The 5,037-nt window shown below is 73.5% G+C and carries 7 protein-coding genes; 2 read left to right on the top strand and 5 right to left on the bottom strand.

The window, feature by feature from the left end:
• The first annotated feature begins 138 nt into the window (after window positions 1-138).
• Entirely contained in the window at window positions 139-318 is a 180-nt protein-coding gene (locus GCL84_RS01120) for a hypothetical protein (protein WP_156753421.1), read from the top strand.
• 59 nt (window positions 319-377) lie between these two features.
• On the opposite strand, the gene yidC is transcribed toward GCL84_RS01120, so the two are convergent.
• Together yidC and GCL84_RS01110 are read right to left on the bottom strand one after the other, a co-directional pair.
• The gene (gene yidC, locus GCL84_RS01115) at window positions 378-1,118 is read right to left on the bottom strand and encodes a membrane protein insertase YidC (RefSeq protein WP_156753420.1); all 741 of its coding nucleotides are present in this window, start codon (window positions 1,116-1,118) and stop codon (window positions 378-380) included.
• A gap of 79 nt (window positions 1,119-1,197) precedes the next feature.
• A complete protein-coding gene (locus tag GCL84_RS01110; protein ID WP_235925908.1) occupies window positions 1,198-1,503 on the bottom strand; it encodes a DUF6412 domain-containing protein in 306 nt (101 codons plus the stop codon).
• Window positions 1,504-1,693: 190 nt separating this feature from the next.
• Between GCL84_RS01110 and GCL84_RS01105 the strand changes: the two genes are divergently transcribed.
• A complete protein-coding gene (locus GCL84_RS01105; RefSeq protein WP_156753419.1) occupies window positions 1,694-2,602 on the top strand; it encodes an NADP-dependent oxidoreductase in 909 nt (302 codons plus the stop codon).
• A gap of 45 nt (window positions 2,603-2,647) precedes the next feature.
• Here GCL84_RS01105 and GCL84_RS01100 read toward each other — a convergent pair whose 3' ends face one another.
• Genes GCL84_RS01100 through GCL84_RS01090 form a run of 3 tightly spaced genes read right to left on the bottom strand, consistent with a single transcriptional unit; the run spans window position 2,648 to window position 4,886 of the window.
• Window positions 2,648-3,493 carry an ABC transporter ATP-binding protein gene (locus GCL84_RS01100; protein ID WP_156753418.1) on the bottom strand — a complete coding sequence of 282 codons (846 nt, stop codon included), beginning with the start codon at window positions 3,491-3,493 and terminating at the stop codon, window positions 2,648-2,650.
• Window positions 3,490-3,888: a GntR family transcriptional regulator gene (locus tag GCL84_RS01095; protein ID WP_197522936.1), complete on the bottom strand. Its 399-nt coding sequence runs from the start codon at window positions 3,886-3,888 to the stop codon at window positions 3,490-3,492. The genes GCL84_RS01100 and GCL84_RS01095 overlap by 4 nt, the downstream gene beginning before the upstream one ends.
• Window positions 3,889-3,926: 38 nt before the next feature.
• Entirely contained in the window at window positions 3,927-4,886 is a 960-nt protein-coding gene (locus tag GCL84_RS01090) for a hypothetical protein (RefSeq protein ID WP_156753416.1), read from the bottom strand.
• Window positions 4,887-5,037 lie beyond the last annotated feature (151 nt).

The raw sequence follows: 5,037 nt of genomic DNA, 5'->3' as shown, positions 1-5,037 counted from the left end.
TGGGTGGCGGTAACGCCGTTCCCGCGCCGCGCAAGCACATGCTCCCGCGCAAGACCGGCTGACGCTGTAGACCCCTTGCCCTGCCGTGGTTTCCCTTGGTGGGGACCATGTGGACACACACTTCCCGGAGGTTTCCCTATGGCTGCCAAGAAGAACACCGCTGCGTCTCTCGACGACGTGAAGAGCCGTTTCTCCCAGGTGTTGGCGCAGAAGAGTGGTGGTTCGCACCCGACCGCGGGTCACCGTGGCAAGGGTGTGGGTGGCGGTAACGCCGTTCCCGCGCCGCGCAAGCACATGCTCCCGCGCAAGACCGGCTGACTGAGCGAAACCCCTTGCCCCGGCGCGGAATCCGCGCCGGGGCAAGAGGCGCACGTGGGTCAGCGCATCAGGATGTGCTGCTGGGCCAAGGTCCACACGTTGCTGGTGAGGTAGTACACCAGCACCCCGATCGGGACCGGGAACAGCAGCCCGGCGGCCAGCACGCCCAGCGGCGCGACCCAGGTGAGCACGGACCCGAACGGCATCGGCGTGCTCGCCCGGCGCTGGGACGCGCGCAGGGTCAGGAACGTGGCGAGCCCGGCCAGCAGCATCAGCGGCAGGCCGACGGCGAGCATGTGCGCGAGGTCGGTGCCCGCGGCCGCCAGCTCCAGCGCCGACTGGCCGACCCAGGACCCCAGCCGCGCGCCGAACACGTCCGCGTCGAGGAACGACGACACCCCGGCGGTGTCGAAGACGTGGTTGGCCGCGCCCGGGGTGAAGTCGCGCAGGACCCAGTACAGGCTGAGGAACACCGGTAGCTGGACCAGGGCGGGCAGGCACCCGGCGAACGGGCTGGTGCCGTTGTCCGCGTGCAGCTTCTGGATCTCGCGGGCCATCCGGTCGCGGTCTTGGCCGTGCTTGGCCCTGATCCTGGCCATGGCGGGCGCGAGTTCCCGCGCGCGCTCGGCGGCCTTCGCCTGGGCGATGGCGGGGCGGACCAGCAGGGCGCGGACGGTGCAGACGAGGAGCACGATCGCCAGCACCCAGGCGGCCCCGGTCGTGGGGCCGAGCAGGGAGCCGAGGGCGCTGTGCCAGAACCAGAGCACGGCGGAAACCGGGTACAGCAGGACGTCGAACATCGTGGGGGGACTCCATCGCGAAGTGGGCGGTCGGGACGATGGCGACCACCCACGCCGGGGGAGACCCCGGCGCGCTGTGTCAGGCGGTCGCGAACCGCCCTGTCGGAGCCCTCGGCCTGCTGCGCCCCCGCGCGTCCGGGTCGCGGAACCGCACGCCCCCGACCGACTTGGCCCGCTCGCGCAGGCTGACCGCGCGCACCCCGGCAGGCGCGATCCCCACAACCACCCGCGCGACCAGCGCCAGCACGACCAACGCCGCCGCGACGGCGCCTGCCGCCGACAGCAGCGCGCCGCCGGGCGCACCGGGGAGGGCCACGAACAACGCGGGCAGCAGCACGGCGAGGGCGAACCGCACCCGCTCAGCCACCGTCATCCGCGTGTCCACGCCGCCAGCGTACCGGGTCGCCCGCCGGGGTGTGGCGGATCGCCGTCGGGGGTCGGGGGCGCGCTCAACGACGGAAGACCGGCAGCCACCCCTGGTCGAGCCGGCCGGTCGGCGCGCGCCGGGGTTGACCTCGTCCTTGGTCGAGGTCGCACGATGGGGTCATGGACAACGAGTGCGCAGGGGGGCCGGCGTGAGGGCCGTGGTGTTCGACGCGCCCGGGGGACCGGAGGTGCTGCGGGTGGCGGAGCTGCCCGACCCGCACCCGGGCGAGGGTGAGTTGCGGGTGCGCGTGCGCGCCGCGGGGGTCCAGCCCTACGACTACGCGGTCCGCCGAGGCTGGGTCCCGCGCGGTGTGGCGCTGGACTTCCCGGTGGTGCTGGGCAACGAGTTCGCCGGTGTGGTGGACGAGGTCGGGGCCGGGGTGACCGGGGTCGCCGAGGGTGACGAGGTCGTCGGGTTCGCGGTGCTGGCCTGCTACGCCGAGCACGTCGTGGTCGGGCCGGGGCAGGTCGTGGCCAAGCCCGCGACGATGTCGTTCCACCAGGCGGGCGGGCTGTCCGGGTGCGGGCAGGCCGCGCACACCGCGCTCGAGGCCCTGGGTGTGGCCGAGGGCGAGACGGTGCTGGTGCACGCGGCCGCGGGCGGCGTGGGCACGGTCGCCGTGCAACTGGCCGTCGACCTGGGCGCGACGGTGGTCGGGACCGCGAGCGAGGGCAACCACGACTACCTGCGCTCGCTGGGCGCCATCCCGGTGGCCTACGGCGACGGCTTGGTCGAGCGGGTGCGCGACCTCGCCCCGCGGGGCGTCGACGCGGTCGTCGACGGCGCGGGCGCGCAGGCGCTGCGCCAGTCGGTCGAGCTGGTCGCCGACCGCTCCAGGATCGGCACCCTGGTCGCCTTCGAGCTGGTCGAGGAGCTGGGCGTGCGCCCGCTGGTCAGCAGGCGCTCGGCCGCCAGGCTCGCCGCGCTGACCGAGCTGCACGAGCGGGGCGGCCTGGCCGTCCACGTGCGCGGCGTGCACCCGCTCGCCGAGGCCGCCGAGGCCCACGCCGAGGTCGAGTCCGGCCACGGCCGGGGCAAGGTCGTCCTCGAGGTCTAGCCCTCCGGAGGTCTTCCCGAGCCGCTGTTCCCGGGGCGGGTGGGGTCAGCGCTTGTCGCGGGAGGCGCGGAGGTAGCCCTTGACCAGGGTCTCCAGGTCGGCGTCGGCGCGCAGCCAGCCCGCGGGTGCGGTGGCGGGGCCGCGGGCCAGCATGGTGGTCTGGCGCTCGGTGTGGGAGGCGGAGACGACGTGGGCGTCCACTTCGGAGTCCGCGGGTCCGGTGAGGACGGAGTGGTCGGCGAGGACGTCGTCGATCTCGCCGCAGAGCTGGACCCGGCCCTTGTCCAGCAGCAGCAGGTGGTCGCAGACGTCGTTGAGGTCGGTGAGCAGGTGCGAGGAGATGATGGCGGTGGTGCCGCGCTCGGCGACGTCGGTCATCAGCACCCGCAGAGCCTCGTCGCGGGCCAGCGGGTCCAGGTCGGCCAGCGGCTCGTCGAGCAGCACGAGCCGGGGCAGGCGGCCCAGGCAGAAGGCCAGCGCGACCTGGGTGCGGGTGCCCGCCGACAGCTCACCCACCTTCTTGTCCCGGTCCACCGGCGACAGCAGGTCCAGCACCTCGTCGGCGCGCCGCTGCGACCAGTGCGGGTTCAGCGCCGCGCCCATCCGCATGGTCTCGGCGACGGTGAGCCCGCGGACCATGGGCCTGCCCTGGGCCAGCAGCGACACCTGCGGCGGCGTGCGGCCCAAGACCTGGGCCCCGTACACCCGCACCCGGCCCGAGGTGGGCAGGGCCAGGCCCGCGATCAGCGACAGCAGCGTGCTCTTGCCCGCGCCGTTCGGGCCCACCAGCGCGGTCACCGAACCCTCCGGCAGCTCGAACGCGCAGCCGGACAGCGCCTGGGTCCGCCGGTAGCGCTTGCCGAGGTCCTCGACCTGCACGACGGTCGTCATGATGGAGATCCTCCGGTGGGGTAGTGCTCCTCGCGGACGTCCAGGTAGAGGGTGTCGACCTCCTCCACCCCCAGCCCGGCGCCACCGGCCTGGTCCATCCAGCTCGACAGCGCCCGCCGCAGCGGCGCCTCGCGGCTGGTGGCGTCGGTGGCCAGCGAGCGGGTGACGAAGGTGCCCTGGCCGCGCCTGCCCTCCACCAGCCCCTCGCGCTCCAGCTCGCGGTAGGCCTTGAGCACGGTGTTCGGGTTGACCGCGGTCGTCTCGACGACCTCGCGGGCGGTGGGCAACTGGTCGCCGGGGCCGAGCAGGCCCATCCGCATGGCCTGCTTGACCTGCTGGGCGATCTGGACGTACGTCGAGACCCCGGAGCGCCGGTCGATCCGGAACTCGATCACGCCGCCCAGCATAGGCGGCTGCCCACCGCCCGCCTCGTTCACGCCACCCGGCGCAGCGTCCGCGCCGTGCCCGCCACGCAGGCCGCCGCCAGGGCCAGGAGCAGGGCAGCCTCGATCAGGTGGGCTGTCTTGGCCTTCGCCGCGGGCAGGTAGTCGAGGTAACTCGCCACCAGACCGTTGTCCCGGTAGCAGGCGGTGTAGTCCTCCTGGGTCCTGTCCGCACCCGAGCAATCCGCGGTGAGGGCGGACGCCTCGAGGTGGGACACGGTGGCGCCGTCGGCGTTGACATACCCGCTGTCGATGGGCTGCGCCCCCATGATTCTCGGGTAGTCGCCGCCACCGTACGCGCTGTAGGTCACCCGCTCGGTGGACACGTAGAGCTCCCGCGTGCCGAGCGCGGCGAACCAGACGCCCAGGAAGAGCCCGACCGTAATCACCATCGCCAGCAAGGTCTTCCTGGCGATCGCGCCAATCAGCATCCCCGTGGCCAGGCCCGCCAGGGTGAACGCCGCCGGGGCGAGGTGGGACGTGGGGAAGTTGAACTCGCTCCACGGCCCGTACCGGTACGGGCCGAGGCTGCCCGCGGCGCGGAACCAGTACGACAGCGCCACCTGCATCGCCAGGACCGACAGCAGGGCGGGCACCACAGCGACGGCGGCCTTGACGAGCATCCACCGCGTGCGGCTCACCGACTGCGTGAACGCCAGCACGTGCGTGCCCTGCTCGAGTTCCCTGGCGAACAGCGGCGCGCCGCAGAACAGGCCGATCGCGAACGGCATCGCGACCAGCAGGAGCTGGAAGTAGGTCATCACCGCGCCCAGTGACCCCCACTGCCTGGTGCAGGGCATCGAGTAGTTGATGTTGCCCACCAGGCACGACGGGTCCACCTGGGACAGGGTCACCCCGCGCAGGACGAGCGCCGCCACCACGACGACCACCGCCAGCCCGAGCAGCGCCCAGGTCTGCGCCCGCTGCAACCGCCACGCCAGCCAGATCACGCCGCCACCCCCGTTGTCGTCGCCCCCGCCTCGCGCATGTGCCCGAGGGTCAGCCTGCCCAGGCCGGGGGGCTCCCACACCCAGCCGTCGGCCTGGCGCGCCCGGTCGCGCCGCACCAGCAGCTCCACCCGGTCGTGGCCGGTGACCGCGT

This window comes from Actinokineospora pegani (assembly GCF_009745975.1).
GTDB classification, from domain to species: domain Bacteria; phylum Actinomycetota; class Actinomycetes; order Mycobacteriales; family Pseudonocardiaceae; genus Actinokineospora; species Actinokineospora pegani.
Note: the sequence above shows the minus strand (reverse complement) of the source record. Positions and strands in the feature narration are given on the sequence as shown.

Bases quoted from the DNA above. Each gene is read 5' to 3' on its own strand.
- GCL84_RS01120 (WP_156753421.1), top strand. From the start codon at position 139: ATGGCTGCCAAGAAGAACACCGCTGCGTCTCTCGACGACGTGAAGAGC.
- yidC (WP_156753420.1), bottom strand. From the start codon at position 1,118: ATGTTCGACGTCCTGCTGTACCCGGTTTCCGCCGTGCTCTGGTTCTGG.
- GCL84_RS01100 (WP_156753418.1), bottom strand. From the start codon at position 3,493: ATGACGACCGTCGTGCAGGTCGAGGACCTCGGCAAGCGCTACCGGCGG.